The sequence below is a fragment of the Pontibacter sp. SGAir0037 genome (genome assembly GCF_005491705.1).
GTDB lineage: Bacteria > Bacteroidota > Bacteroidia > Cytophagales > Hymenobacteraceae > Pontibacter.
The window spans coordinates 4,527,039-4,549,838 of record NZ_CP028092.1 but is presented as its reverse complement, the minus strand read 5'-3'; the positions used below and the strand labels follow the sequence as shown (position 1 = coordinate 4,549,838).

The 22,800-nt window shown below is 45.3% G+C and carries 24 protein-coding genes; 8 read left to right on the top strand and 16 right to left on the bottom strand.

The features are described 5' to 3' along the window. The first annotated feature begins 38 nt into the window (after window positions 1-38). On the top strand, window positions 39-1,004 hold the full coding sequence (locus tag C1N53_RS18880) for a YihY/virulence factor BrkB family protein (protein ID WP_137760797.1): 966 nt from the start codon (window positions 39-41) through the stop codon (window positions 1,002-1,004). 63 nt (window positions 1,005-1,067) lie between these two features. On the opposite strand, the gene rlmN is transcribed toward C1N53_RS18880, so the two are convergent. Together rlmN and C1N53_RS18870 are read right to left on the bottom strand one after the other, a co-directional pair. Further along, window positions 1,068-2,132: a 23S rRNA (adenine(2503)-C(2))-methyltransferase RlmN gene (rlmN, locus tag C1N53_RS18875; RefSeq protein ID WP_137760796.1), complete on the bottom strand. Its 1,065-nt coding sequence runs from the start codon at window positions 2,130-2,132 to the stop codon at window positions 1,068-1,070. 21 nt (window positions 2,133-2,153) lie between these two features. Continuing rightward, complete coding sequence (locus C1N53_RS18870; RefSeq protein ID WP_137760795.1) at window positions 2,154-2,582, bottom strand: thioesterase family protein; 429 nt, start codon at window positions 2,580-2,582, stop codon at window positions 2,154-2,156. A 132-nt stretch (window positions 2,583-2,714) separates the two neighbouring features. Between C1N53_RS18870 and mnmD the strand changes: the two genes are divergently transcribed. From mnmD to C1N53_RS18855, 3 genes are all read left to right on the top strand, one after another. After that, window positions 2,715-3,389: a tRNA (5-methylaminomethyl-2-thiouridine)(34)-methyltransferase MnmD gene (gene mnmD / locus C1N53_RS18865; protein ID WP_137760794.1), complete on the top strand. Its 675-nt coding sequence runs from the start codon at window positions 2,715-2,717 to the stop codon at window positions 3,387-3,389. Window positions 3,390-3,583: 194 nt separating this feature from the next. Beyond that, the gene (locus C1N53_RS18860) at window positions 3,584-4,075 is read left to right on the top strand and encodes a glutathione peroxidase (protein WP_137760793.1); all 492 of its coding nucleotides are present in this window, start codon (window positions 3,584-3,586) and stop codon (window positions 4,073-4,075) included. A 46-nt stretch (window positions 4,076-4,121) separates the two neighbouring features. Further along, window positions 4,122-4,502, top strand: coding sequence for a PH domain-containing protein (locus C1N53_RS18855; protein WP_240773276.1), 381 nt, complete (start codon window positions 4,122-4,124; stop codon window positions 4,500-4,502). A gap of 45 nt (window positions 4,503-4,547) precedes the next feature. Here the strand turns inward: C1N53_RS18855 and rimO are convergent, their stop codons facing one another. The 8 genes from rimO to C1N53_RS18815 form a co-directional block, all read right to left on the bottom strand. Beyond that, complete coding sequence (gene rimO / locus C1N53_RS18850) at window positions 4,548-5,861, bottom strand: 30S ribosomal protein S12 methylthiotransferase RimO (protein WP_137760792.1); 1,314 nt, start codon at window positions 5,859-5,861, stop codon at window positions 4,548-4,550. A 3-nt stretch (window positions 5,862-5,864) separates the two neighbouring features. Further along, the gene (locus tag C1N53_RS18845) at window positions 5,865-6,431 is read right to left on the bottom strand and encodes a carboxypeptidase-like regulatory domain-containing protein (protein ID WP_137760791.1); all 567 of its coding nucleotides are present in this window, start codon (window positions 6,429-6,431) and stop codon (window positions 5,865-5,867) included. Between the two features lie 8 nt (window positions 6,432-6,439). Then, window positions 6,440-7,399 carry a signal recognition particle-docking protein FtsY gene (gene ftsY, locus C1N53_RS18840; protein WP_137760790.1) on the bottom strand — a complete coding sequence of 320 codons (960 nt, stop codon included), beginning with the start codon at window positions 7,397-7,399 and terminating at the stop codon, window positions 6,440-6,442. Between the two features lie 113 nt (window positions 7,400-7,512). Further along, the gene (locus C1N53_RS18835; RefSeq protein WP_137760789.1) at window positions 7,513-7,665 is read right to left on the bottom strand and encodes a DUF4295 domain-containing protein; all 153 of its coding nucleotides are present in this window, start codon (window positions 7,663-7,665) and stop codon (window positions 7,513-7,515) included. Window positions 7,666-7,667: 2 nt separating this feature from the next. Further along, window positions 7,668-7,856, bottom strand: a complete 189-nt coding sequence (gene rpmG, locus C1N53_RS18830) for a 50S ribosomal protein L33 (RefSeq protein ID WP_137760788.1) — start codon at window positions 7,854-7,856, stop codon at window positions 7,668-7,670. A 100-nt stretch (window positions 7,857-7,956) separates the two neighbouring features. Next, window positions 7,957-9,573, bottom strand: coding sequence for an aminopeptidase P family protein (locus C1N53_RS18825; protein ID WP_240773275.1), 1,617 nt, complete (start codon window positions 9,571-9,573; stop codon window positions 7,957-7,959). Beyond that, entirely contained in the window at window positions 9,573-9,812 is a 240-nt protein-coding gene (rpmB, locus tag C1N53_RS18820; RefSeq protein WP_137760787.1) for a 50S ribosomal protein L28, read from the bottom strand. Before rpmB ends, C1N53_RS18825 begins: the two co-directional genes overlap by 1 nt. Window positions 9,813-9,956: 144 nt before the next feature. Beyond that, a complete protein-coding gene (locus tag C1N53_RS18815; protein WP_137760786.1) occupies window positions 9,957-10,157 on the bottom strand; it encodes a DUF5522 domain-containing protein in 201 nt (66 codons plus the stop codon). Between the two features lie 360 nt (window positions 10,158-10,517). On the opposite strand from C1N53_RS18815, the gene rocD reads away from it, so the two are divergent. Then, window positions 10,518-11,759, top strand: a complete 1,242-nt coding sequence (gene rocD / locus C1N53_RS18810) for an ornithine--oxo-acid transaminase (protein WP_137760785.1) — start codon at window positions 10,518-10,520, stop codon at window positions 11,757-11,759. A gap of 49 nt (window positions 11,760-11,808) precedes the next feature. Here the strand turns inward: rocD and C1N53_RS18805 are convergent, their stop codons facing one another. From C1N53_RS18805 to C1N53_RS18795, 3 genes are all read right to left on the bottom strand, one after another. Then, window positions 11,809-12,099 (bottom strand): hypothetical protein, encoded by a 291-nt coding sequence (locus C1N53_RS18805; RefSeq protein WP_137760784.1) that lies wholly within the window; start codon window positions 12,097-12,099, stop codon window positions 11,809-11,811. Between the two features lie 99 nt (window positions 12,100-12,198). Then, window positions 12,199-13,389: a glycine C-acetyltransferase gene (kbl, locus tag C1N53_RS18800; protein WP_137760783.1), complete on the bottom strand. Its 1,191-nt coding sequence runs from the start codon at window positions 13,387-13,389 to the stop codon at window positions 12,199-12,201. Between the two features lie 143 nt (window positions 13,390-13,532). Beyond that, on the bottom strand, window positions 13,533-14,420 hold the full coding sequence (locus C1N53_RS18795) for a hypothetical protein (RefSeq protein WP_137760782.1): 888 nt from the start codon (window positions 14,418-14,420) through the stop codon (window positions 13,533-13,535). 341 nt (window positions 14,421-14,761) lie between these two features. On the opposite strand from C1N53_RS18795, the gene C1N53_RS18790 reads away from it, so the two are divergent. The 3 genes from C1N53_RS18790 (at window position 14,762) to C1N53_RS18780 (ending at window position 18,116) form a co-directional block, all read left to right on the top strand. Then, a complete protein-coding gene (locus tag C1N53_RS18790) occupies window positions 14,762-15,727 on the top strand; it encodes an NAD-dependent epimerase/dehydratase family protein (protein WP_137760781.1) in 966 nt (321 codons plus the stop codon). 254 nt (window positions 15,728-15,981) lie between these two features. Then, window positions 15,982-17,544, top strand: a complete 1,563-nt coding sequence (gene bshC, locus C1N53_RS18785; RefSeq protein ID WP_240773274.1) for a bacillithiol biosynthesis cysteine-adding enzyme BshC — start codon at window positions 15,982-15,984, stop codon at window positions 17,542-17,544. Beyond that, window positions 17,544-18,116 (top strand): 5-formyltetrahydrofolate cyclo-ligase, encoded by a 573-nt coding sequence (locus C1N53_RS18780; RefSeq protein ID WP_137760779.1) that lies wholly within the window; start codon window positions 17,544-17,546, stop codon window positions 18,114-18,116. Before bshC ends, C1N53_RS18780 begins: the two co-directional genes overlap by 1 nt. Window positions 18,117-18,126: 10 nt before the next feature. On the opposite strand, the gene C1N53_RS18775 is transcribed toward C1N53_RS18780, so the two are convergent. From C1N53_RS18775 to carB, 3 genes are all read right to left on the bottom strand, one after another. Beyond that, a complete protein-coding gene (locus C1N53_RS18775; protein ID WP_137760778.1) occupies window positions 18,127-18,600 on the bottom strand; it encodes a GNAT family N-acetyltransferase in 474 nt (157 codons plus the stop codon). Window positions 18,601-18,607: 7 nt separating this feature from the next. Continuing rightward, on the bottom strand, window positions 18,608-19,690 hold the full coding sequence (locus C1N53_RS18770; RefSeq protein WP_137760777.1) for a DUF748 domain-containing protein: 1,083 nt from the start codon (window positions 19,688-19,690) through the stop codon (window positions 18,608-18,610). A gap of 206 nt (window positions 19,691-19,896) precedes the next feature. After that, complete coding sequence (gene carB, locus C1N53_RS18765; protein ID WP_137760776.1) at window positions 19,897-22,710, bottom strand: carbamoyl-phosphate synthase large subunit; 2,814 nt, start codon at window positions 22,708-22,710, stop codon at window positions 19,897-19,899. Window positions 22,711-22,800 lie beyond the last annotated feature (90 nt).

Below are 22,800 nucleotides of genomic sequence, written 5' to 3'. Positions count from 1 at the left end.
AAAATCTTATGCAAATTGAATGAAACGAACAAAAGCCTATGGCAAAATTTTCAGTTAAAACAGTATTCAGCCTTTTTAAATCAGCTATCTCCGGATTTACTGACAACAGTTCTTTGCTATTGGCTGCTGCTCTTGCCTTTAATGCCATATTCTCTATTCCTCCTTTGCTGGTAATTATTATACGGGCCGCAGGTTTTTTCCTGGGTGAGCAAGCTGTTTCAGGAGAACTTTCGGAACAGATTTCTGATGCCATCGGAGAAAATGCTGCAGAAGCTATACAAGGTGTCGTACAGAACGCCAGCGAAAGCGAAGAAGGTGGTCTCGCCTTCTGGATTGGTTTAGGCACACTTATATTTGCTTCCACCACTTTTTTTGCCACTTTGCAGGAGTCGCTAAACCGGGTATGGAACCTAAAGCCCAAACCAACAAATGGCATTGTAAAAATGCTTAAAGTGCGCCTTTTCTCCTTTGGCATTGTATTAAGCATTGCTTTACTAATGCTGGTTTCCTTCTTTGTAAGTGCCGTTATAGCTGTGTTAAGCGATTATATAACTAAAATGCTGCCTGAAATCAGTGTGGTGTTTATCACTATTACAGACCTGGTTCTTTCTATAGGTATCATTACAGTACTCTTTGCACTGATTTTCCGCTTCCTGCCAGATGGCATCATCCGGTGGAGAGACGTATGGGTGGGTGCTTTAATTACAGCCACTTTGTTTGGAATTGGCAAGGTACTGATCGGCTGGTTTATTGGCACCAGCGATCCAGGCTCTGCTTATGGTGCAGCGGGTTCTATTATTGTGGTACTTATCTGGATTTATTATACTTCGGCCATTGTGCTGTTCGGTGCCGAATTTACGCAGCAATATGCCTGCGAGTTAGGCCAGGCCATCAGGCCTAAAGAACATGCTGTATTTTACAAAGAAGTAGAGGTAGTAGAGCACCCAGACGATAAAGCCAGCGGCAGGCCACCTGCAGAAGGCAGGTTCAACAAGAAAGGGTAAAATGTAGAAAGCCTTTACCTCGCTTCAGGTAAAGGCTTTCTTTTTAAGAGGAGCTTTAAGAGCTTATTTCTCTTTGACAGCAAGTTGCCCGCAGGCTGCATCAATATCTTTGCCACGGCTGCGGCGTACATTCACCTGCACACCTCTATCTGCCAGGTAGTAGATGAAATCCTGCAGGCGATCATCTGCTGTATTTACAAAATCAGCATTTTCAATAGGGTTATACTCTATCAGGTTTACCTTGCAGGGGATCAGCTTTGTGAAACGCAGCAGTTCTTCGGCATCTTGTAGCGTATCGTTAAAATTATCAAACACGATGTACTCGTACGTTACCTTACGCCCTGTTACCTGGTGATAATACTTTAAAGCGTCCGATATAGCCACCAAAGAGTTAGTTTCGTTAATCGGCATAATCTGGTTACGCTTTTCGTCGTTTGCCGCGTGCAGCGATAGTGCCAGGTTAGCTTTAATGCCATCGTCAGCCATCTTCCTGATCATTTTGGCTATACCTGCTGTACTTACTGTAATACGACGAGCCGCCATATTTAAACCATTCGGAGAAGTGATGTACTCGATGCTCTTCATTACATTAGCGTAGTTCAGCATCGGCTCACCCATTCCCATATATACAATGTTCGTTAATGGCTCACCATACTGCTGTAGGCTCTGCTCATTAATGCGTACCACCTGGTCGTAAATTTCGGCGGCATCCAGGTTACGCACACGATCCATATAGCCTGTTGCGCAAAACTTACAGGTAAGCGAGCAACCTACCTGGCTGGAAACGCAAGCGGTTTTACGCTCATCGTGTGGTATCAGCACACCTTCTACAATGTTATTATCATACAGCCTGAAAGCTGACTTGATCGTGCCATCAGAACTCAGCTGCTTTGTAGCCACCTGCACCGAGTTGATGGAAAAGTTCAGCTCCAGCTTCTCACGCAGCGCCAGCGAGACATTGTTCATCTCCTCAAACGACTGCGCCGCATGCTTCCAGAGCCAGTCGTGTACCTGCTTTGCCCGGAACGGTTTTTCGCCATTCTCTACCAGCCAAGCCTTCAGGTCGTCCAGAGATAACTTACGGATATCCTTTTTATTGATGATGTTTATGTCTGCAATTAAGTTCATACTGCAAAATTACAAAATTCCTCAGGCATTAGTTTCAATTTTAGCCTTTACTTCATCGGGCAACGGCATCAATTTTCGGGTAGTGTAGTTAAAGCAAAGTATTCCGGTCTTGGCCCGGGCTACTTCTTTGCTAAGCTGGTTCAGTACATGGTAGGTGATATCGAAACCATACCTATGCATATCGGCAAAAGCCATTTTTATAGTGAGTGTGTCTCCGTAAAAGCCTTCGCCTTTATACTCTATTGCTACATCGGCCATAATCATACTGGTTCCCCCCAGGTTCAGCTCTGTGTAGCCAAGGCTTTGCAGTAAACGAAGTCTGGCTTCATGCAAAATTGATAGCAAGGCATCGTTGCCTAAGTGGTTTCCATAGTTTAAGTCGGTTATCCTGATTGGTAGCTGTGTTTCAAAAATTGTAGTTTCAGGTATTTCTACTTTTATTCGCGCCATAGTTATTTCTTTAAAGGCTATAACATAGGAATAATATATACGTATGCTGCATACTCCCAATTACTAAAGTGAGTACATACTATTGCACACACGTATAACATATACTTATATTTGTAAGGTAACACAAAAAATATGCTCCTCGAAATACGACAGACCAAAGATGGGTCTAATACCCTATATGTTCCAAAGCTGAACGAGCACTATCATTCGGTGCATGGAGCCTTACAAGAGTCGCGTCATGTTTTTATTAAGCATGGGCTGGAACATGTGCTTAATATTAAGAAGGATATCAAGATTTTAGAAGTAGGTTTTGGCACTGGCCTCAACGCCATTCTTACCTACCCATATGCTCTTTCGCACAAGGCTTTTATACAGTACGACACCCTGGAAAAGTATCCGTTAGGCCCGGAAGTGGTGAATAAGCTGCACTACAACAAGCTGATCCTGAACCCTGAGCTGTATGATACTTTTACAGAAATGCACTCCAGCCCCTGGAATGAGCCTGTTAGCCTGATCCCATACTTCACTTTGCAGAAGATACACGAGGCGCTAGAGGAATTCTACTCTCCTGATTCTTATTACGACATTGTTTATTTTGATGCCTTTGCTCCTGAGAAGCAACCGGAGCTTTGGGAAGATGCCATGTTCGTGAAACTGTACAATGCCCTTCGCCCTGGCGGAATTCTGGTAACTTATTGTGCGAAAGGATCTTTTAAAAGAAGCTTAAAAGCAGCCGGATTTGAGGTGGAAGCTCTGCCCGGACCTCCGGGAAAACGTGAGATGACAAGAGGCATCAAACCTATCTGATCAAATTCTACAGATGATACTACGGGCAAAATAAGGATACTTATTTTGCCTTTTCTTTTGCCCCTCGCCTCATTTACCCAGTCTTGCTTCTGATCGCATTTAAAAGCTTCCGGGGCAAAATGATTCACTAAAACTTTATAGTGGAATTTCCGGTTATCAGATAAAGCTTATATTTGAGCAAACACAGGAAATTAATGGAAAAAGAATTTTATCAGCTATCGGCCACATCTCTTCAGGGAAAGCAAGTACCGATGGAGTCTTATAAAGGCAAAGTAGTTTTAGTGGTGAACACGGCCAGTAAATGTGGCCTTACTCCGCAATACGAGGGATTGGAAACACTTTACCAAAAGCATAAGGATGAAGGTCTTGTTATTCTTGGCTTTCCCTGCAACCAGTTTGGAAACCAGGAGCCTGGAGGCAGAAAAGAAATAGAAGAAGGCTGCCTGATTAACTATGGTGTTAGCTTCCCCATGTTCGATAAAATAGATGTGAACGGAGACAATACACACCCCGTATTTAAGTATTTGAAAGCTAAGCTGGGCGGGTTGTTTGGCACTAGAATCAAGTGGAATTTTACTAAGTTTCTAATTGATTCAAACGGTAAGCCGGTAAAACGTTTCGCGCCAATCACTAAGCCAGAGAAAATAGAGCCTTATATAGAGCAACTGCTGGCAAAAAAACAGTAAATACGATAGTTCCGCTACCCGAAAAGAAAACTTAAACTATAAAACTATGGGATTGTTAAATGGCTTAATGGGGCATGCCTCCGAAGTATCTACAGACAAAATAAGCAAAGAATTTCAGCCAATTCTGCTTCCTGATGAGCAGATAGAAAAAGCTTTTAAGCTTATCCGCGACATGCTGGTATTTACCAACAAACGCCTTATTATGGTTTATAAACAGGGTATTACCGGCTCTAAAATCGATTACCAGAGCATTCCCTACGCCAGCATTAAAATGTTCTCTAAAGAAAGTGCCGGCATGATGGATTTTGACGCTGAACTGAAGATCTGGCTAACAGGTGAATCCACCCCAACTATAAAGCAGGAGTTCAGAAAAGGCGATAATGTAAATGAGGCGTATAAAGTGCTGAGTAAGTATGTACTGAAGTAAAACCTCCCTGCCCTTCCCTGTTTCAGGAGAGAGCAGGGAGAGCTCCTATACTACCACTTCTCCATATAAATCAAAATCGGAAGAGTCGGTGATCTTTACTTGAGCAAAGTCTCCGATCCTTACGTAAGTATCTGTAGCAGGTACCAATACTTCATTGTCTACTTCAGGAGAATCGTATTGTGTACGGCCTACAAAATAGCCGCTCTCTTTGCGGTCGAATAATACTTTATAGGTCTTTCCTACTTTTTCTTCGTTCAGCTCTACCGAAATACCCTGCTGCAGTTCCATAATAGCATCGGCGCGCTCCTGCTTCACTTCATCCGGCACATTGTCTTCTAAAGTAAACGAGTGCGTGTTATCTTCGTGAGAGTAAGCAAAAATGCCCAATCGGTCGAAGCGGGTTTCCTCTACCCAGTCATACAGCTCCTGGAAATCTTTATCTGTTTCACCAGGATGACCGGCAATCAAAGTAGTTCTTAAGGCAATGTCTGGCACCCGCTGACGGATAGAATCCACCAGTTCGATGGTTCTGCGCTTGCTGATGCCACGGCGCATGGTCTTCAGCATATTATCAGAGATATGCTGCAGCGGCATATCCAGATACTTGCAGATGTTCTCCCGCTCATTCATTACATCAAACACCTCCATCGGGAACTGCGACGGGTACGCATACTGCATCCTGATCCATTCTATACCCTCCACATCGGAAAGGTGACGTAGCAAATCAGGCAATTTACGCTCGCCATAGTGCTGCAGGCCATAATAAGTCAGGTCCTGGGCAATCAGGACGAGTTCTTTTGTACCCATGCTTGCCAAACGTTTTGCCTCACGCACCAAGTCTTCGATTGGGCGATCAACGTGTTTGCCACGCATCAACGGAATAGCACAGAAAGAACAAGGGCGGTTACAACCTTCAGCAATTTTAAAGTAAGCGTAGTGTGACGGAGTTGTCAGCAGGCGCTCTCCTATCAGCTCGTGCTTATAATCAGCCTCCAGCTTCTTAAGCAGTTGCGGCATCTCCAGCGTGCCAAAGTATGCATCTACCTGCGGTATCTCTACCTCCAGCGAATCTTTGTAGCGCTGCGATAAACAACCTGTTACATAGAGTTTATCTATTTGCCCTGCCTCTTTTGCATCGGCATAACGCAGAATGGTATCAATCGATTCCTGCTTAGCATTATCAATAAACCCACACGTGTTTACGATAATAATATTCGAATCATCTTTATCAGACTCGTGTGCCACCTCCATATCGTTGGCACGCAGTTGCCCCATCAACACCTCCGAATCCACCAGGTTTTTAGAACAACCCAGTGTAATTACGTTTACTTTATCTTTTTTTCGTGTTCTTACTTTCACGTGTTAGTATATTGCCTTATAGTTAATCAAAAACTCAACAGCTGTTATTTTCTCCTCTTTCACCTCTACCGGAAATATATTGTTCTCTCCGTCGAAAAGGTTTGCATAAAGCCCTTGCTCCTCTTTGGTGAAAAGAGAATATCTTCCGGGCTTCAGGCTAACAGTAAAGTTACCGTTAGCATCTGTAACAACCTGAGTTACTAAATTAGTTTGAATAGAGGTGTAAAAAATCCCGTCTGGTGAGGTAGCCTGAGAGCTTTTAGTTAGCTCGTAAATATAAACAGTGCGTTGCACGCCACGTTTCCCACTGCTGGCAGGTGCATCAGGCGAAGGCATGCGATTACCTGCTTCCCATAAAACCTTACCAGCAATACCCTGTTTAATTGCTATTTGTGCCTGCTGCCCCAGGCTTTTATCTGCCTTACTGCCTGTCGTTTTAGAATGATTTTGCTGATTACCTGCTATAGGCTGCTCCATCTGCTTCTCAATATCTATGCTTTGTTCGGCAGGTTTCGAGCCGCTGCAACTACTAAGCAGCAACGTCAGGCTCAGCAGCAAAAGCTTTTCCATTTTTGAATTTACTTGCGTGAAAAGAAAGACTCTACAAATTCGTTCTTGTCGAATAATTGTAAGTCTTCAATTTTCTCGCCAACTCCTATATATTTCACAGGAATTTTAAATTCATCTGAAATACCGATTACTACACCACCTTTAGCAGTACCATCCAGCTTGGTGATAGCCAGAGCTGTTACATCGGTAGCTTTAGTAAATTCACGCGCCTGCAGCAGAGCATTCTGCCCTGTACTGCCATCCAGCACCAGCAGCACCTCATGCGGTGTGTCAACTGTTACCTTCTGCATCACACGCTTAATCTTGGAAAGCTCATTCATCAGGCCTACTTTGTTATGCAGTCGGCCGGCCGTGTCTATAATCACAACGTCGGCTCCTAATTCGACACCCTTCTTTACGGCGTCATAGGCTACAGAAGCAGGGTCGGTGTTCATCCCGTGCGAAATAACAGGCACTCCCACACGCTCGCCCCAGATAATCAGCTGATCTACTGCCGCAGCCCGAAAGGTATCGGCAGCGCCCAGTACCACTTTCTTACCGGCACGATGGAATTGAGAAGCAAGCTTACCAATAGTTGTAGTTTTACCTACTCCGTTTACACCCACCACCATAATAACGTATGGCTTAATATCTGCAGGTAAATCAAAGTTTGCCCCGTCACCGGCTCTGTTCTCCTCCAGCAGGGCCGCTATTTCCTCACGAAGAATACGATCCAGCTCAGAAGTATTCACATACTTATCGCGGGCAACCCGTTTCTCAATGCGGTCAATAATCTTGATAGTTGTATCTACGCCCACATCGGCATGTACCAGAATTTCCTCCAGTTCGTCGAGCACCTCTACGTCTACCGTAGATTTACCCATAACTGCCTTGCTTAACTGGCCAAAAAAGTTGCTTTTGGTTTTTTCCAGCCCTTTGTCAAGCGATTCTTTCTTTGTCTCTTTATTAAAAAAGTCAAAAATTCCCATACCGATGTTTTTGAAGGATGAAATCTATCTCGGTGAAACGGTAATATACTAAAAAAGTCCCAGTAGAGGGACTTCTTCGTTTTTTCTATCTATGTATAGTAGAGTAGGCTGTATTATTTTGCAAGGAACTCTTGCACTTTATCAACAGGTACCATTTCTTCTTTAAAGCTGTAAGCACCAGTTTTAGGAGACTTAACGGCTTTGATCACTTTTGCCCAATCTTTACCAGTAGCGGTTTTAAGGGTCGCAACTACTTTCTTAGCCATGGTTATTTAATTTCTTTATGTACAGTTACTTTTTTCAAATTCGGATTATACTTCTTAAGCTCCAGGCGCTCAGTCGTATTTTTTCTGTTCTTGGTAGTAATGTACCTTGATGTTCCAGGCACACCAGAGGCTTTTTGCTCTGTGCATTCCATGATTACCTGGATTCTATTACCTTTTGCTTTTTTAGCCATCTCAACAGTAATTTTTTATTTAGGACTGCAAATATACAAGCTTAAATCTCTAATTACAAACAAAGTATAAATTTTATTCAAAACCTTTGAATAATGTGCCCTAATCGAGTTTTGGCAGTGAAAATTTTTCTAATGCACTCGACTGCAACATCATTTTTTCTATCTCTGCCACTGTACGCGGTGCTTGTTTAGAAAGGTTTTCCCAGCCCTTGCTTGTGATGAGTATATCATCTTCTATACGCACGCCAATGCTCCACCATTTCTTATCACAGGGGCTTCCTTCCGGAATATAAATACCAGGCTCCACCGTGATAACTGTATTATGCTTGAACGGCCCGTAACTCCCGGCATCGTGTACATCAAGGCCCAGGTAGTGCGAGGTTCCGTGCGGGAAGTAGCGCCGTGCTTCTGCTTTATCTTTAATAATTCCCAGTTTTAGCAGGCCATTCGCTATTACCTCCTGCGCCGCCTGTCCGGGTGCCTGAAAGGCATTGCCAACCTTACATTGTTTCATACCCGCCTCCTGGGCCTCAAGCACCAGCTCATATATCACCTTCTGCTCCGGGCTAAACTTTCCATTGGCAGGGATAGTACGGGTTACATCGGCAGTATAGCCTTCATATTCAGCTCCCACATCCATCAGCACCAGGTTGTTGCCAGCCGAAGGTTTATCGTTGGTAATATAATGTAATACACAGGCATTATTACCAGCCCCAACTATAGAAGGGTATCCAACGTGCTGTGCTCCGTATTTTTTAAATACAAACTCATGTATTCCCTGTATCTCCATTTCCGACATACCAGGATGCATGGCTTTCATTACTTCAATTTGCCCGATAGCCGACATAGTGATGGCTTTACGAAGCAAATGCAATTCCTCCTCTGTCTTCTCCTCCCGCATCTGCCCCAGCACCTGCTCTAAAGTAGCTGCATCAAGTTTGGAAACAGGAATAGCAGCAACAGCCTTCTTAACGGCAGCATCACCTGTAGCCTCTAAATAAGTTTTCAGAAAAAGATCGTCCTGCAGCAGGCCACTACGGCGATACATCTGGTTGAGATACTTTTTCACCTCCGCATGCTGTTCTACACCTTGTTGCCGAACCAGGCTATACAACATTTGGCGGGTAGCGTCAAAATTTGCAGGATAGCCTACCTTCGCCTTAAACTGCTGCATCAGGCTGTAAAGATCGGCTTCGTCGCGAGGATTGTCGCGCACATCGTGCGGCAGTTCTTTAAATAGAATATGCAGCAGGTTTGCCGTGTCTAAAGCGAAGGATGCAAAAGCCGTATTAGGCTCTGTTACCATACCCAAAGCCGTAGCCGCACCTTCCACGCCCAAACGCTTTCCGTTCCACATTTCCGACTGCGGATCGCCCGGCTGCACAAAAAGGACTTCTGTTGTTTGCCTACCTCCAATGTTTCTGGTTTCAGAAAACAGCAACAGCACAGCATTGGGCTCTTTATAACCTGTGAGATAGTAGAAGTCAGGGTCCTGGTGGAAGTAAAAATCTACATCATTGGCACGGTTACGAACCGGATTAGCAAAAAAAACAGCAACGGAGCGAGGCGGTAGCTGCTTACGCAGTAGCTCTCTCCGTTGCTGGTGGAAATTTTTATCTAAAGTATCAGATGGCTTGTTCGTGCTTATGCGCGGCTGAGCAGAGGCAGCTGAAACAGCCAGCCACACCAACAGCGCACATAGCCGAATGGCGGCCACTAGTATACGATATAACCTTGCTCTACAGCTTTCTTCAACACAGCTGAGATACCATTCTTATTGATAGTTCTCAGTGCAGAGGTAGAAACTTTTAATGTAATCCAAGCATCCTCTTCCGGGATGTAAAAACGCTTCTTCTGAAGGTTTGGATAGAACTTACGCTTAGTCTTATTGTTAGCGTGTGATACGTTATTACCTACTTGTACTCTTTTTCCAGTTAAGTCGCAAACTCGTGCCATCTTGTATTATCTTCTAAATTATTTCAATAGGGGTGCAAATATCTGTAAAAAGATACAGAAATTCAAAGGTATACGTTATTATTTTTTATTTACATGCCTTTGCAGGCCCCAACAGCTAGCTTATTTACCGCACAGAAGGCTGCTTCAGTCCTTATTTCCCTGCTCTTTTTCCCGCTGCTTTTTTCTGAAACCATACGGGCAGTGCCGGCAACCATTTTCACAGCAGTAGCCTCTTTTCAGGTGATATTTAACGGTAAACACCATCAGGCCCTGCTCGTTAAAATAATAATCTTCGCCTTGCTTTAGCTCCTGGTTCAATGCTTCTGCTACTGTTTCAGGCTGCAAGATAAGCAGAATTTTAAATTCCGGGTGCAAAAGACATTGGATGCCAAATGTTCGGTATATTTCATAAAGCCCCTATGGTGCGTGTCGCTCCTGATTAATGTTTCTTTAAACTACCGCTGCAACAGCATTTTTTAGCATCTGCTATCACAAGCTTTGTGCTGTGCTGGTTATATCACACCCTTCCATATGTATAATCTCTTTATATTTTATCCAAAGCTTCGCGTTTAGCATCTGTCTAACACCTGGCATCTTTTTACTCCTCCTGCATTTTCCTATTTTTACAACATTAGCAGCTAAATTCTGTAGAAATACATAAATGATTTGGTGTTGCTATCACAGATTTAACCTATTTCAAAAACTATGAGCATGACAAGCATTACTTCGAGCCAAGAGGCTATAGAAACTGAGCATAAATACGGCGCCCATAATTACCACCCGCTTCCTGTGGTACTATCCAGAGGCGAAGGTGTACACCTGTGGGATATTGAAGGAAAGCATTATTATGATTTTTTGTCGGCTTATAGCGCTGTAAATCAAGGCCACTGCCACCCCAGGATAATTAAGGCCCTAACAGAGCAGGCACAAAAGCTTACCCTTACCTCCCGCGCTTTTTACAACGACAAGCTGGGACTAGCCGAAAAATACATTTGCGAGACTTTTAACTACGACAAAGCCCTCTTCATGAACTCAGGTGCAGAGGCTGTAGAAACTGCTATTAAGCTGGCACGCAAATGGGGCTACCTGAAAAAAGGTATTGCTCCGAACAGTGCCGACATATTGGTTGTAGAGCGCAACTTCCACGGAAGAACAACTGGCATCATTTCATTCTCAACAGATCCTGATTCTACAAAAGGCTTTGGGCCGTTTACACCGGGCTATAAAGTTATTCCTTACAATAATGTTGAGGCTCTGGAGCGCGCCCTGCAGGAAAATCCGAATGTTTGCGCCTTTATGGTTGAGCCTATACAGGGCGAGGCAGGTGTAATGGTACCGGACGAAGGCTACCTGGCAAAAGCGCATGCGCTTTGCAAAGAGTATGATGTGTTGCTTATTACCGATGAAATCCAGACAGGTATAGGCCGTACAGGAAAACTGCTGGCAAGTTATTATGATGATGTAAAAGCAGATATCCTGATTTTAGGCAAAGCATTATCCGGCGGTGTGCTGCCTGTTTCCGCTGTTTTGGCCAACGATGATATCATGCTTTGCATACAGCCTGGCGAACATGGCTCTACTTTTGGGGGCAACCCACTGGCTGCCGAGGTAGCTGTTGCTGCCCTGGAGGTAATAAAGGATGAAAACCTGACAGAAAATGCAGCTGCTATGGGCGAAATATTCCGGAGCCGCATGAACCAGATAAAAGCTATGCGCCCTGAACTGGTAACAATGGTGCGTGGCAGGGGCTTACTGAATGCAATTGTTATAGAACCTACAGCAGATGGCTATACTGCCTGGGATGTATGTGTTGCCCTGATGGAAAAAGGCCTGCTTGCCAAGCCAACCCACGGAAACATTATCCGCTTTGCTCCTCCACTTGTTATTACCGAAGAACAGCTAAGAGAGTGCTGCGATATAATTGAAGAAGTTGTGATGAACTTTTAAAGAGACAGCAACATGAAATTCGGCAGGCAGAAATCTGCCGGGTTTCATGTTAAACAAACAGAAACTCACTTAAGAACCAGGCCAGGTAAGCCAGGGCCGGAGCACACAACAGCAGTATAACACCCAGGTTCAGCCTTGTCCACTCGGGGTTGAGCAACATACTCAGGCAAGCTTCTATCGATAGCAGCAAAGAAAAGTAAAAGGTAATTTGCAGCAGCGTTGCCGTTATGTTTGCTTCACCGCGCATATCGGCTGTAGAGTACGCCAAAAAAGATACAACCAACCACGACATAACAGTACCTAATAACATCTGGCCTGCTTTTATATTCACTTTGTTCATAGCGTTTCTACCTGCTTTTGTGTTAATCTACTACAATATATAAAATAAGCCACTCCATTTACAGAAGTGGCTTACCTTTTTATCTAATTTAGAAGCATTCTACTTCAGCACGCCAAGTTCTTTGCCTACTTCTGTAAAAGCTGCAATAGCTTTATCAATATGTTCTTTATCGTGAACAGCCGATAGCTGCACTCGGATCCTTGCCTGTCCTTTTGGCACTACCGGGTAGTAGAAGCCAATCACATAAATACCCCTGTCGAGCATGCGGGCTGCAAACTCCTGCGCCAGCGGTGCATCATACAGCATTACAGGCACAATTGGGTGATCGCCTGGTTTAATGTCGAAACCAGCTTCGGTTATTTTCTCACGGAAGTACCTGGTATTCCACTCCAGCTTATCGCGTAGCTCCGTAGTAGAGCTTAACAGATCCAGCACTGCAATGGAAGCCCCTACAATAGAAGGAGCCAGTGAGTTAGAAAACAGGTACGGCCTCGATCGCTGACGCAGCATATCTATTATTTCTTTACGGCCTGATGTAAAGCCCCCCATGGCCCCACCCAGTGCTTTACCAAGTGTACCTGTTATAATATCGATCTTCCCCATCACATGATGGTACTCATGCGTACCACGGCCTGTTTTACCCATAAAGCCTGTAGAATGAGAGTCATCCACCATGAGCACAGCCTTATATTGCTCTGCCAGTGCCACAATTTTATCTAACTGTGCCACTGTACCATCCATCGAAAAGGCGCCATCTGTCACAATAATGCGATGTTTTGCATTCTGCGACTCCTGCAATTTTGCTTCCAGGTCGGCCAGGTTGTTATGCTCGTAACGGAAACGCTGTGCCTTACACAGTCGCACACCATCTATAATAGAAGCATGGTTCAGCGCATCCGAAATGATAGCCGAATCAGCATCAAACAAAGGCTCGAACACCCCGCCGTTTGCATCAAAAGCGGCGGCATACAAAATAGTATCTTCTGTACCTAAAAACTCCGATAACTTGCGCTCTAGCTCTTTATGTATATCCTGGGTACCGCAGATAAAGCGCACCGAACTCATGCCGTAGCCATGCGAATCGATAGCTGCTTTGGCCGCTTCAATTACACGTGGATGCGCCGAAAGCCCCAGGTAATTATTTGCGCAGAAATTAAGCACTTCTGGCTGCATGGTGGTATTTATCTCAGCACCTTGTGGCGTCGTGATGATACGTTCTTTTTTATATAAGCCTGCTTCCTGTATTTCTACAAGCTGTTGTTCTAAATCAGGTTTTAAGGTCTCGTACATAGTTTAGTGCTTCGTCAAATTAAAGTTCAGGATTGAAAGGTGTTGTTATACTGTTCTTACAGAAGGGTTATACTTATTTAACCTCGATGTGCTACATAATTGCGCTTGATCTTTTATTGCCTGCATTACTTATGGAAGCTCCGTTAGCTTTGTGCTTCTCCCCCTTCATCTGCCGGCTTGGGTGGCGGCCTTCGCATCACAGGCCTCGGGCGAGGAGGTTTGGGCTTATCTTCCTGCTGGCTTTCTCCTGCAGTTGGTTTTGCCGCAACTGATGCATCGGCTGCCGGATTGCCGGCTACAGGAGGCACAGGTCGCTTTATAACCGGCCGTGGTCTCGGAGGTTTGGGTGCCGGCACCTCGGCTGCAGTATTTTCAGCTGCTGCTCCAGCATCTGCCGTTCCTGTATCCTGTGGCTCTGGTTCAGGCGGCAAGGCTGCAGGCGCAGCCGGGCGTTTCATAACTGGCCGCGGCCTCGGAGGCTTAGAAGCTGCATCATGAGGCTCCTCAGCTGCTTTTTCTTCTGTTTTAGCCTCTGAAGGCTGGTCCTCTGTTGGCTTTTGCAAGGCAGTCGGACGTTTCATCACAGGCCTTGGCCGTGCTGCGGCAGGTTGCGCAGAAGTTTCTTTCGCATCTTTCTCCTGATCAGTTGTTTCTGCCGCTGCAGGTTTTTGCATGGCAGCAGGCCGGCGGATAACAGGTCTGGCTTTAGGTGCCTCAGTTGCTTCTTGTTTTTCTTCAGCGGCTGGCTGTGGCGCAGGAGCCAATGTTTTGGCTGGCTTAGCAGTCGGAGCAGCGCGCCTCACAACCGGCTTTGCGGCTTCGGCTGTAGCAGGTACGGGCTTAGGCACCTCCTCCTCACGCAAATGAAACCTCAGTCGAATATCGTTGAGCACCATTTTTACTGCCATATAAAAACTGTTCGGGTGCATTTGCGCATACATCTCCTCCCAGGCTTTATAGCGTGCCGAGTCCCCTGCCTCAAAGGCAGCTTTATTTATCCTTCTCTTAACCAGATATTCTTCAAACGTCATGCTGTTCTGGCGCTTACCAACGCCTTATGTGCAAAGATAATAAAATCAATTTTTGAAACAGGAGCCGCTAAAACCTTTTTCCAAGTGTATTATTTAATTATTAAATCCGCTTTTACCACATTTCCAGCCAAACTAATTCTTCTACATTTGTACTGTAAATATTGGTAAAGTTAGATTAGTTAGAGGAAAAACGCTCGCCAGATGGTGGGCGTTTTTCTCTTTACCCCTCTCTTACAACAAACATTTATATAACACACTTAAACGGTTTAGCAAATACTTCCTCTCTATATTTTAACTATTGAAATGAAATAGGTTACTTTGCAAAAAGATTAACCTATTTTATGGCAAATACCGGTGAAAAGGTGCTGGTAATCGGGGCTTGCGGTCAGCTGGGCTCTGAACTCACCCTGGAACTTAGAAATATTTACGGCGGCGACAACGTAATAGCCGCTGATATCTCCACTCCCAAACAGGCAGAGCTACGCGATTCCGGTCCTTTTGAGGAGGTTGATGTACTGAACAAGCAGGTTCTGAAAGACCTGGCCTCTAAATACAACTTCAAGCATATTTATCAGTTAGCTGCCGTACTTTCTGCCACCGGCGAAAAAAAACCTAAGTTTGCCTGGCAGCTGAACATGGAAGGTCTGTTTAATATTCTCGACCTGGCGCTGGAGCAGAAAGTAGCAAGTGTTTACTGGCCTAGTTCCATTGCTGTTTTCGGACCCAATACGCCACGCCGGCACACGCCCCAGCATACTGTCATGGACCCGAACACGGTGTATGGCATCAGCAAACAGGCAGGCGAACGTTGGTGCGAATACTATTTCTTGAAACATGGCCTGGATGTGCGTAGCCTTCGTTATCCTGGCCTTATCGGTTATAAAGCACTTCCGGGTGGCGGCACCACCGACTATGCAGTAGATATTTACCACAAAGCATTGGCAGGTGAAACGTTTGAATGCTTTTTAAGCGAGCATACTTACCTGCCTATGATGTATATGCCCGATGCCATTAAAGCCACAATAGATCTGATGCAGGCTCCTGCTGATGCTGTTAAGGTTCGAAGCTCCTACAACCTGAGCGCAATGAGCTTTTCACCGGCCGAAATCGCCAAAGCCATTCAACAACATATTCCGGATTTTAATATAACGTATAACCCGGATTACCGCCAGCAGATAGCAGATTCGTGGCCGCAAAGTATAGACGACAGCGCTGCACAACAAGACTGGGGCTGGAAACCTGCTTACGATTTAAACGCTATGACGAAAGACATGCTTTTAAACCTGAGGAAAATGCAGCTGGTATAGCTCTCTCAACAGTAAAGCCTGAAAGGATGACACATCAATGTCATCCTTTTTTATTAAACTATATTGCTGCTGCTCATCCTTTAAAATACGCTTTCTATCTGAATACAACCACTGCATCTGCAATTGAGTAAAATAAAGCTTTACTTTGCAGCGTAGCAGAACACACAGCACTATCGTATGAGTGCATAATTGCTATGTGTGCTCGAATAAACGCTACCCTAACATTTCAGGCTCCGCAGATGGAAGTATCTACTATGAAAGTTACCACTATGGACTACGCCGCTACCGGCGCTTTTTCCCAAACTATAACTGATTACCTGTGCCGAAGCGAAAAGCTGCGGCCTTTCTATAATCATTTTCCGACACCTGAGGCTTTTGAGAAGCAGATACAGGAAAAGCAATTTACACCGGAACAACGCCAGGTGCTGCACGCCTCGCTTCAGAGGCAATACAGATCAGTGGCAGAAATACACCCGCAGGTAAAACAGCACCTCGACCTGCTCCTGCAGCCTAATACTTTTACCATTACCACGGGCCACCAGCTGAACATTTTTACCGGCCCCTTATACTTTGTTTATAAGATTGTTACGGTCATAAACATGTGCAAGCAGTTACAGGAAAAATATCCCGCCTACAACTTTGTACCTGTTTACTGGATGGCTACAGAAGATCACGACTTTCCGGAAATCAACCATTTCAGCCTTTTCGGAAAGAAGTATACCTGGGAAACAGATCAGAAAGGCGCTGTAGGCAGATTCTCTACACAAGGGCTGGAGCAGGTGCTCGAGCAAATGCCAGAGCAGTATCCTGTTTTTGAAGCTGCTTACCGCAACAGTAATACCCTCGCCGATGCAACCCGCTTTATTACACATGCTTTATTTGGGGCCTATGGCCTGGTAAGTGTTGATGGCGATGATGCCGGATTGAAGAAAGCACTTGCTCCTGTTATTCGGCAAGAGCTAATAGAAAATATATCTAACAAACTGGTAGAGGAAAGCAGTAAGCAACTGGAAGAACTGGGATACAAACCGCAGGTATACTCCAGGGAAATTAACTTGTTTTATCTGCAGGAAGGGCTCCGGGAGCGTATTGTGCAGGAAGGCGAAAAGTATAGAGTTTTAAATACCGACATCAGCTTTACGCCTCAGGAAATACTTCAGTTAGCAGAGCAGCACCCGGAGCAGTTTAGCCCTAACGTTATTTTACGGCCTCTTTACGAAGAGCTTATCCTCCCTAACCTGGCTTATATAGGCGGCGGAGCAGAAGTAGCGTATTGGTTCCAGCTTAAAAAGGTATTCGATGCCTGCCAGGTGGCTTTTCCTATACTGGTGCCACGCAACTCGGCCCTTTATATTAACCGTGGCAACGCCAGCCGGATGCAGAAACTGGGACTGCAGCCTCAGGAGCTCTTTAAAGATTACCAGGAACTTAAAAAGTACTTATCGGCCCAGTTACACGAAGAGGAAATAACCCTAGAGGCACAACGCAATGCCGTAGCAACCGCCTTTGCCGAAGTAGAAAAGCTGGCGCAGGAAATTGAACCTACCTTAACCAAAACAGTAGGTGCCGAAGCTCAGAAAGCTGCTAACGCTCTGCAAATGCTCGAAAAGAAAATTTCCAAAGCCCGTGACAATAAGCATGAGCAAACATTTAAGCAGCTCGAGAACCTAAAAGATAAACTGTTCCCGAACGGCAGCCTGCAAGAGCGCCAGGACAATCTGCTCACCTATCAGACAAACAACCCTGATTTTATTCCGGCACTGGTAGAGGCATTCAAACCTTTTGAACTGAAGTTTACCATTCTGGAAGAAGCGTAATGCGAAAGGCTGATCTTCGCAAACTGATGTTGCAGCAGCGGAAAGCTTTACCTTTAGAGGAAGTAAACTTTCGCAGCCAACGCATGGCTAGTTTGTTTTTTCAGCGGTTCCGGCTGAACCCGGGTATAACGGTGCATGTGTTTCTTCCTATCATCAGAAATAAAGAAGTAAATACCTGGCCTTTTATAGAACGGCTAAGGCTGGAGCACCCTGAGGTACGTGTAGCAGTGCCTGTTACAGATATAACAGAAAACAACCTGTCGCACCATATTTTAACAGACGAAGCCGTATTGGTAGAAAATGCTTGGGGAATACCGGAGCCACAGCATGCGCATGTTATTTCGGCAGCAGAGGTAGACATGGTGCTGCTACCGCTGCTGGCCTTCGATAAGACCGGCCATCGGGTTGGCTATGGCAAAGGCTACTACGACCGCTTTCTGGCCGACTGCCGCCCAAACGTACTAAAGATCGGGTTATCTTTAGAGCCTCCTGTAGAACAGATCGCCGATGCAGGTTTGCATGATATACCTTTAGACTTTGCCATTACGCCCGCAGGTATCTGGGCTTTTTAAGGCAGGTATGTTATGAGGCAGAAAGCCGTTCTTCTGCCTGTGCTATAGCAACCTGCATCACAAGCCTGGGGCTGCCATCGAGGTAGTAGCTGCTCTCTAAAACCTGCTCCCCGAAACCTAATTTCTTATATAAGCTCAGCGCAGGTGTATTTGACGGATGAACCGTTAAAAAAACAGTTCTGGCGCCTTTTGCTTCCAGGGCCTGCAGCAGATAAACGGTTAATTGCTTTCCGATTTCTTTACCTGCAAAAGCTGGCAATACTCCCAAAGAAAGTACCCACCCCTCCTGCCTCTCCTGGTCGTGGTGCCCAATGGTATAGCCAACTACTTCGCCAGCCGAAACAGCAACTATAAACAGGCTTTTGGCAATGTCGAAGAACTGGCGCAGGACAAACAGCGGGTAGCTGTCTTTTCCGAACAAAGCCTCATCTATACTTTTTACCGTGCGCAGGTCATGTAGCGTTGCCCGCCTTATTTCTATCATGCTCTTTTTACCTTGATTCTTCTTCCCCGTTGGCTGCACCACTGGCGGTGCTTTCCAGGCCCCTGGTAAAGGCTTTAATGTAAGCGTGCCGCAATACGTTCAGCACTGTTTTCCACGTATTGGTGTCCGGCTGATTCAGGTCTCCTTCAATAGGTATCTGAGTAGCTATGTTATCTTCTTTAGGATTTTCCACTACGTCTTTTACAAGGCCAACCACAGCTTCCCAAGCTGCCCGGAAAAAGCCGCCTTCTTCCCTGTCTTTTTCCCAGTTCAGCACCTTTACATTTTCAAAAAATGGTTTAACATAACCATCGAGTTTTCCGTCTTTTGCTTTTAGTTCGCTATACAGCTCCATCTGCCCCTGCTCTATATCAAATTTCCCGTAAGCCTTCACAAAGTCGTTGAGACTGGTTAAATTTACCTTTGTCAGCCTCATCTTCATATCAAAATCCGGTACTTCCTTTAGCATATTTACCTTCATGTCTCCTCGAAGGCTACCTCCTCCAACAGAAGTACCTGTAAGCGAAACCGTTGATGGCAATGCATTTCCCTCTTCCTCCACATTTGCCAGGTTAAGCGCAACCAGGTGCATGTTCTCAATATGCATGTTTATGTCAGGGCTTGCATTAAAATCGCGGTAGGCAATCATGCCATTTGTTGCCTCGAAACGGTTTATCGTAATGGGCATCAAATCCTTTACAACCTCCGTCCAGTGCTCTTGTGTGGCTTGGCTTGTATCGGTGCTGGAGGTGGCTACAATGTTGATTTCCGGTGTCCCCATCAATACTTCTCCGGCTACCTTTCCCTTAAACAGCGACTTCCATTCAACAGAGAGATCGGTCTCGGCAATTTTAAGAAAAGGGTATTTAGGGTTACCTTTCTCTTCCTCCAGCACCAGCCCTTTTATTTTGTAAGCTCCTCTATACAGGCTCAGGTCTATGTCTTCTATATGCCCGTTATAGCCAGGCAGTTCGCTGAGGGTTTTATTTACATATCTTTTTACAATGGAAGGCAGTGCCAACCTGAAAATGATAAGCAGGAGTAAAATAATCCCCAGGGTAATGTATATTCTTTTTGAACGTCTTGTCATAACCTTTATGGAACCAGGAAACCGCTGATTCTAGGATTGATACGACCAGACTTGCACATAGTTAAGTAGAAAGGCTGGAGATGACAGGCTTTACTTGACTATGTTTACACTAAACCCGCTGCTAAAGCAATATTTTAAAAACAGCTATAAACAAAAAGCCCTTCTGTACTATACAGAAGGGCTTTTTGATGTTATTTCAGTCCAGATTACATACTCAGGTATAAGTTCCTTTCGGAGTATACTTTGGTGAAGTAATCGTCTTGCAGATCATCGATAAAGTAAATTGCTTCACCTGTCGATTTCATCTCAGGCCCAAGCTCCTTGTTTACTTCAGGGAACTTGTTATGTGAGAACACAGGCACTTTAATGGCATAGCCTTGCTTGTATGGGTTAAAGTTAAAGTCTTTGATCTTCTTCTCTCCCAGCATCAGCTTGGTAGCGTAGTTAATGTACGGCTCACGGTAAGCTTTTGCGATAAATGGTATAGTACGAGACGCGCGTGGGTTTGCCTCAATCACATAAACCACCTCATCTTTAACCGCAAACTGTATGTTAATAATACCTACTGTGTTCAATGCCAGTGCTATCTTCTTGGTATAATCTTCTATTTGTCTGAGCACATGCTCCGACATATCGAAGGCAGGCAGTACCGCATAAGAGTCTCCTGAGTGAATGCCAGCCGGCTCAATGTGTTCCATTATACCACAGATGTACACGTCTTCGCCGTCAGAGATAGCATCAGCTTCTGCTTCTATGGCATTGTCGAGGAAGTGGTCTAGCAGCACCTTGTTGCCCGGATGGTCTTTCAGGAGGTCGATTACGTGTGCCTCCAACTCTTTCTCGTTGATCACGATTTTCATGCTTTGCCCACCTAGTACATAGCTTGGGCGCACCAGCAGCGGGAACTTCAGCTCTTTGCAGAGCTCTAACGCTTCTTCAGCCGATTCAATCACACCAAACGGAGGATACGGAATATCCAGGTCGCGCAGCAGTGATGAGAAGGAGCCACGGTCTTCGGCCAGATCGAGCGACTGGTAGCTCGTACCCAGAATCTTAATACCGTAGCGGTCCAGCTTCTCTGCCAGCTTAAGAGCCGTTTGCCCACCCAGCTGCACAATAACGCCTTCTGGTTTTTCGTGCAGAATAATATCGTAGATGTGCTCCCAGAATACCGGCTCGAAGTACAGTTTATCTGAAATATCGAAGTCTGTGGAAACTGTTTCAGGGTTGCAGTTGATCATGATGGTTTCGTAGCCACACTCTTTGGCAGCCAATACGCCATGCACACAGCTGTAGTCGAACTCAATACCCTGCCCGATGCGATTCGGCCCGGAGCCAAGTACTACAACTTTTTTCTTGTCTGTAACAATGCTTTCGTTTTCGCCATCAAAGGTGCTGTAGAAGTACGGTGTTTTCGCTTCAAACTCGGCTGCGCAGGTATCTACCATTTTGAACACACGCTTAATGCCAAGTTCCATACGCACACTGTGTACTTCACTTTCTTTGCAACCCAAAATGTGCGCAATCTGGCGGTCGGCATAACCTTTCACTTTTGCATCGCGCAGCAGGTCGGCAGGCAGCGTAGCCAGCGTATATTTCTTTAGCTCACGCTCCAGCTGGTCCAGCTCCTCAATCTGGTTCAGGAACCACGGATCTATCTTTGTCAGGTTACGGATGGTGCTCATTGGTATACCGGCACGCATCGCATCCTTGATACAGAACAGTCGGTTCCAGCTCGGGTTCTTCAGGTTGTAGATCAGGTCGTCGTAGTTGGTCATTTCCTTCCCGTCGGCACCCAAACCGTTGCGCTTAATCTCTAAGCTCTGGCAGGCTTTCTGAAGCGCCTCCTGAAATGTACGGCCGATGCCCATTACCTCACCTACCGACTTCATCTGCAGACCAAGGGTACGGTTAGCACCTTTAAACTTATCGAAGTTCCAGCGAGGGATCTTTACAATTACATAATCCAGTGCAGGCTCAAAGAAAGCAGAGGTTGTTTTAGTAATGGCGTTTTTCAGCTCATCCAGGTTATAACCGATAGCCAGTTTCGCTGCAATTTTAGCAATTGGGTAACCGGTAGCTTTAGAAGCCAGAGCAGACGAACGGGAAACACGTGGGTTAATTTCGATGGCAATGATGGTATCATCCTCCGGGTTTACCGAGAATTGCACGTTACAACCACCGGCAAACTGCCCGATGCCATTCATCATTTTGATGGCCAGGTCGCGCATTTGCTGATACACCGTATCAGGCAAAGTCATGGCTGGGGCTACCGTAATAGAGTCGCCTGTATGCACGCCCATTGGGTCGAAGTTTTCGATAGAGCAGATAATAATGATATTACCCGCATTATCGCGCAGCAGTTCCAGCTCGTACTCTTTCCAACCCAGAATACTTTGCTCGATAAGTACTTCGTGCACAGGAGAGGCATGCAAGCCGCGTGTAAGGGCTGCATCAAACTCTTCGGGTGTATTTACAAAGCCACCGCCGTAGCCCCCAAGTGTAAACGAAGGACGAATAACAAGCGGGAAGCCTATTTCCTGCGCAATCTCTTTACCTTCCAGGAAAGAAGTTGCCGTTTCTCCTTTACAAACATTAACGCCAAGCTCAAGCATCTTTAACCTGAATTCCTCCCGGTCTTCGGTTGTCTCAATAGCTTTAATATCAACGCCAATAATCTTTACGTCATATTTCTTCCAGATACCTGCCTTTTCACATTCTATGGCCAGGTTCAGGGCAGTCTGGCCACCCATTGTAGGAAGAACGGCATCGATTTTATGCTTCTCCAGAATCTCAATAATGTACTTCTTCTCTAGTGGTTTTAAGTACACATTATCCGCCGTAATACTATCTGTCATGATAGTGGCAGGATTGGAGTTGATAAGTGTCACTTCTATACCCTCTTCGCGTAGCGAGCGGGAGGCTTGTGAGCCAGAATAGTCGAATTCGCAAGCCTGGCCAATTATAATGGGACCAGAACCAATAATAAGAACAGATTTAATGCTGGTGTCTCTAGGCATGGTATGGTATGTATAAATTGCCCCAAGTTAGCGCAAATTGTTGGGGGGTACAAATTAAAATTATTTAACAGTGCAAACAATTCCTTATAA

Coding starts and splice junctions, on each gene's coding strand:
- C1N53_RS18880 (WP_137760797.1), top strand. CDS start 39: ATGGCAAAATTTTCAGTTAAAACAGTATTCAGCCTTTTTAAATCAGCT.
- rlmN (WP_137760796.1), bottom strand. CDS start 2,132: ATGAACTTAATTGCAGACATAAACATCATCAATAAAAAGGATATCCGT.
- C1N53_RS18870 (WP_137760795.1), bottom strand. CDS start 2,582: ATGGCGCGAATAAAAGTAGAAATACCTGAAACTACAATTTTTGAAACA.
- mnmD (WP_137760794.1), top strand. CDS start 2,715: ATGCTCCTCGAAATACGACAGACCAAAGATGGGTCTAATACCCTATAT.
- C1N53_RS18860 (WP_137760793.1), top strand. CDS start 3,584: ATGGAAAAAGAATTTTATCAGCTATCGGCCACATCTCTTCAGGGAAAG.
- C1N53_RS18855 (WP_240773276.1), top strand. CDS start 4,122: ATGGGATTGTTAAATGGCTTAATGGGGCATGCCTCCGAAGTATCTACA.
- C1N53_RS18845 (WP_137760791.1), bottom strand. CDS start 6,431: ATGGAAAAGCTTTTGCTGCTGAGCCTGACGTTGCTGCTTAGTAGTTGC.
- ftsY (WP_137760790.1), bottom strand. CDS start 7,399: ATGGGAATTTTTGACTTTTTTAATAAAGAGACAAAGAAAGAATCGCTT.
- C1N53_RS18835 (WP_137760789.1), bottom strand. CDS start 7,665: ATGGCTAAGAAAGTAGTTGCGACCCTTAAAACCGCTACTGGTAAAGAT.
- rpmG (WP_137760788.1), bottom strand. CDS start 7,856: ATGGCTAAAAAAGCAAAAGGTAATAGAATCCAGGTAATCATGGAATGC.
- rpmB (WP_137760787.1), bottom strand. CDS start 9,812: ATGGCACGAGTTTGCGACTTAACTGGAAAAAGAGTACAAGTAGGTAAT.
- rocD (WP_137760785.1), top strand. CDS start 10,518: ATGAGCATGACAAGCATTACTTCGAGCCAAGAGGCTATAGAAACTGAG.
- C1N53_RS18805 (WP_137760784.1), bottom strand. CDS start 12,099: ATGAACAAAGTGAATATAAAAGCAGGCCAGATGTTATTAGGTACTGTT.
- kbl (WP_137760783.1), bottom strand. CDS start 13,389: ATGTACGAGACCTTAAAACCTGATTTAGAACAACAGCTTGTAGAAATA.
- C1N53_RS18795 (WP_137760782.1), bottom strand. CDS start 14,420: ATGACGTTTGAAGAATATCTGGTTAAGAGAAGGATAAATAAAGCTGCC.
- C1N53_RS18790 (WP_137760781.1), top strand. CDS start 14,762: ATGGCAAATACCGGTGAAAAGGTGCTGGTAATCGGGGCTTGCGGTCAG.
- bshC (WP_240773274.1), top strand. CDS start 15,982: ATGAAAGTTACCACTATGGACTACGCCGCTACCGGCGCTTTTTCCCAA.
- C1N53_RS18780 (WP_137760779.1), top strand. CDS start 17,544: ATGCGAAAGGCTGATCTTCGCAAACTGATGTTGCAGCAGCGGAAAGCT.
- C1N53_RS18775 (WP_137760778.1), bottom strand. CDS start 18,600: ATGATAGAAATAAGGCGGGCAACGCTACATGACCTGCGCACGGTAAAA.
- C1N53_RS18770 (WP_137760777.1), bottom strand. CDS start 19,690: ATGACAAGACGTTCAAAAAGAATATACATTACCCTGGGGATTATTTTA.
- carB (WP_137760776.1), bottom strand. CDS start 22,710: ATGCCTAGAGACACCAGCATTAAATCTGTTCTTATTATTGGTTCTGGT.